The sequence below is a fragment of the Okeania sp. genome (assembly GCF_983059655.1).
The window spans coordinates 4,927-8,898 of sequence record NZ_CEZPJD010000310.1; the positions used below are offsets into that span (position 1 = coordinate 4,927).

At 37.2% G+C, this 3,972-nt stretch carries 3 protein-coding genes; all 3 read left to right on the plus strand.

What is annotated here, in order from left to right:
* Nucleotides 1–185 precede the first annotated feature (185 nt).
* The 3 genes from gatA (at nt 186) to AC3DU7_RS17530 (ending at nt 3,848) form a co-directional block, all read left to right on the plus strand.
* Entirely contained in the window at nt 186–1,643 is a 1,458-nt protein-coding gene (gatA, locus tag AC3DU7_RS17520; protein WP_488040602.1) for an Asp-tRNA(Asn)/Glu-tRNA(Gln) amidotransferase subunit GatA, read from the plus strand.
* A gap of 274 nt (nt 1,644–1,917) precedes the next feature.
* Nucleotides 1,918–2,820, plus strand: a complete 903-nt coding sequence (locus AC3DU7_RS17525) for an alpha/beta hydrolase (protein WP_488040603.1) — start codon at nt 1,918–1,920, stop codon at nt 2,818–2,820.
* A gap of 632 nt (nt 2,821–3,452) precedes the next feature.
* Entirely contained in the window at nt 3,453–3,848 is a 396-nt protein-coding gene (locus AC3DU7_RS17530; protein WP_488040604.1) for a retropepsin-like aspartic protease, read from the plus strand.
* Nucleotides 3,849–3,972 lie beyond the last annotated feature (124 nt).

Here is a 3,972-nt window from a genome sequence, read left to right on the forward strand (position 1 = left end):
TAAGTAATGATAAAGATATTGAGACAGGGGAATATTTTTTCGACTATTGCCTGTTGCCTGTTGCCTGTTGCCTATTCCCTATTCCCTATTTCCTGCTATGGAAATTTTTGATAGTTAATTATTTTTAGTTAATTCGATATAACCGTATAATCTAATAGCTGAACTTTAGGAACAATGGTATAGGCATGGCATCCATTAGCGAGCTGCATCAACAACTAATAAGTAAAGAACGCTCTGCTGTAGAAATTACCCAAGAGGCCCTAAAACGCATCAGCCAGTTGGAGCCAAAGTTGAAAAGCTTTATCTGTGTTACGGCAGAAAAGGCCATAGAACAGGCTCGTCAGGTGGATGCCCAAATTGCTGCAGGAGAGAAAATTGGACAATTAGCAGGGATTCCCATCGCTGTTAAAGATAATATGTGTACCCGAGGTATTCCTACTACTTGTGGTTCTAAGATTCTAGAAAATTTTGTTCCTCCCTATGAATCAACTGTGACTCAAAAACTTTTAGATTCCGGTGCTGTTATTCTGGGTAAAACAAATCTAGATGAATTTGCCATGGGTAGTTCGACGGAAAATTCTGCTTATCAAGTTACGGCTAACCCATGGGATATGGAACGAGTGCCTGGTGGTTCTTCTGGGGGGTCGGCCGCAGCAGTGGCATCTGAAGAATCTGTAGTGGCACTAGGTTCAGATACTGGTGGTTCTATTCGTCAACCAGCATCTTTTTGTGGTGTAGTGGGTATGAAGCCTACTTATGGCCTGGTTTCTCGCTATGGGTTGGTGGCTTTTGCTTCTTCTTTAGACCAAATAGGGCCTTTTGGTAGGACTGTTGAGGATGCTGCGATTCTGTTGCAGGCGATCGCTGGTTATGATCCAAAAGATTCTACGAGTCTTAATGTGTCTATCCCAAATTATACTAGGAACCTGAGACCGAATTTAAGGCCAAAGGGGCAAATTAGAATTGGTCTGATTAAAGAGACTTTTGGTGAGGGTTTAGATTCAGTTGTTAATCAAGCTTTTACTAAGGCAGTGGAACAGTTGCAGGAGTTGGGAGCTGAAATTCAGGTTGTTTCTTGTCCTCGGTTCCGCTACGGTTTACCTACTTATTATGTTATTGCTCCATCGGAAGCTTCAGCAAATTTAGCTCGTTATGATGGGGTGAAATATGGCTTCCGCGCTCCTAAGTCGGAAAATCTTTTGGAGATGTATGCTCAGACTCGTGCTGAGGGTTTTGGTAGGGAAGTGAAGCGCCGAATTATGATTGGTACTTATGCTTTGTCGGCCGGATATTATGATGCTTATTATCTCAAGGCCCAAAAAGTCCGGACTTTGATTAAGGAAGATTTTGATAAGGCTTTTGCTCAGGTGGATATTTTGGCTTGTCCCACTGCTCCGACTACTGCTTTTAAGGCGGGTGAAAAGACTGATGACCCACTGAGTATGTATTTGTCTGATTTAATGACTATCCCAGTTAATTTGGCTGGTTTACCTGCTTTGAGTTTACCTTGTGGTTTTGATAAAAAAGGTTTACCTATTGGTATGCAATTAATTGGTAATGTTTTGAGGGAAGCTTTATTATTTGAAGTTGCTTATGTTTATGAACAATCTAATGATTGGTATAAACGTCTGCCTCGTCTTTAGAAAGTTTGTTTTTAGTTATTAGTTATAAGGCGTTAGGTGTTGATTCAACAATTAATAATGAATAATGAATAATGAATAATTAACAATTACCTCTCTTTGAAAAGAAGAAGATTGACGCGGAGCGTGAATTTTTTTTCTTATCTTGGTCGATGGTAGGACAGCGAGGAGATATCGCCATCTCTCGAACGCTTTTTTCTCCTTTAAAAGAGGGGCTTTAAATCTTAATTATTGGATAAATTATTGGTTAATCAAAACCTAACTGCCGATTTTTATTATGTGGCAATTTCATTCTTTTTTAGTTGCAAAGTTGATTTTAATTGTTGGGATAGTTTTAGCGATCGCTTATTTTGCTGTCTGTATATTTTTGGTACTTTTACAGCAGCGATTTATGTTTTTCCCTAGTTCTGTTATAAAAATAACGCCGAAAGATGTAAATCTTTCCTATGAAGATGTTTGGTTATCTGCTTCTAATAAAAAAGGCAAGTTAGAGCAAATACATGGATGGTGGATACCTGCTAATTCTGACACATCAAATTTTCAGGGTGTGCTGTTATTTTTGCATGGTAATGGTATTAATATCGGAGCGAATGTTGAACAAGCTTATAGATTTCAGAAATTAGGTTTTGATGTTTTATTGATAGATTATCGTGGTTATGGGCGAAGTAAAGGCAATTTCCCTAGTGAAGCACAGATGTATCAAGATGCAGAAATTGTCTGGAATTATTTAGTTCATCAAAGAGAAATTAATCCGCAAAATATACTGGTTTATGGTCATTCTATGGGAGGTGCTGTTGCTATTGAGTTGGCTACAAGACATCCGAAAATGGCAGGATTAATTATTCAAAGTTCTTTTACTTCTATGCAAGGGATGGTGGATTATAGGGGAGGAATATATAGAATTTTTCCCATCAAATTAATGTTACGTCAAATATTTGATTCAATTACAAAGTTACGGAAATTAGATATACCTATTATGTTAATTCATGGTAGGGAAGATGGATCGGTTCCTGCCTATATGAGCGAACAATTATTTGCAGTTACTCCTGCTGAAATCAAAGATTTATATATAGTTCCAGGTGCAGATCATAATGATGTTGCTTTTATTGCTGGTGATGAGTATTTAGAGAGACTTAATAAGTTTGTCGATCGATTAAAGGTGGTAGGTTTTAGGTTTTAGGTTTTCTACCAATTTTATATCAAGTGGCACAGAATTAGTTGGTATTTGCTAGTGCAGGATGGCAGAAATAACTAGGGTTTGCTGAATAAAGTTTTTTGGTGGGGGTAGGAGACAGGAGACAGGAGAAATGGGAATTATACGAAGAGGTAGTCGGAAAATTTTCCCAAGTAAGATTGTTCTGCCATAATCATCCCAAAATACTAGCTTGATGCAGCTCTTGCCACTGAAAAGCTGACACTTTTTGAGACCAAAAAATACTATAGCAATGAGCGCTGGTATATTTACAAATTACAGTAGGGGCCAAATAGCTAAAAGTCTTATATTGTCGGCAATTTATTCCCCCTATTGCCTGTTGCCTGCGCACAGCGCTATAGAAGCCATTTGGAATATTAGCTAATGTTGGGTTTTTAGGCCAAGAAGTGAGGATATTGATATTTACAGCAGTTTTGGAGTTGATGAGGTACAAAATTTTAGGACTTTAGGGAGTAGGCAGTAGGGAGTAGGCAGTAGGGAAAAAAAGATTAATTTTCAAACTGTACCTCACTATCCGCGCAAAGTGCTGTAATTACTATAGTATAGATATCTCCAACAATCAAAAATCAAATAATAATGCTATTCCTTTGATAAATAGAATGGGAGTTATGTTAGGTGAAGTAAAAATCAATGGTAAAGGACCTTTTCTGTTTCTATTAGATACAGGAGCAGATTTAATGGTTTTATCTCAGAATTTAGCTAATGAATTAGGAGTCGATCTAGCTAATACAGAAAAAATAGATGTTTTAGGATTTTGCGGTACTGAAATTGCTCAGAAAACTAAGTTGGATACTGTGAGTTTACAGCAGTATGAAGTATCTCAATTAGATAGGATTATTATTGATAATCAAGTTCTTGATTTAATAGGCATTGATGGGATTATCGGTCAGAATTTTCTTAATCGTTATCAACAACATTGGCGATTTGATAAGTCTAATAAATTGGGATTTCCAGAAACGGGGAGCTTGCTTTTAACTCCATTAGAGAATGATTAAATGTAGAAATAAATAATGAAGGAAGAAGATAAGAATTTTTTTTTTCGTAAGTTTAATGGAGTTATATCGCTAATTAGGGCTTGCTGAAAAAGTCTTTTTTAAGGAGTAGGGGAGCGGGGGAGTA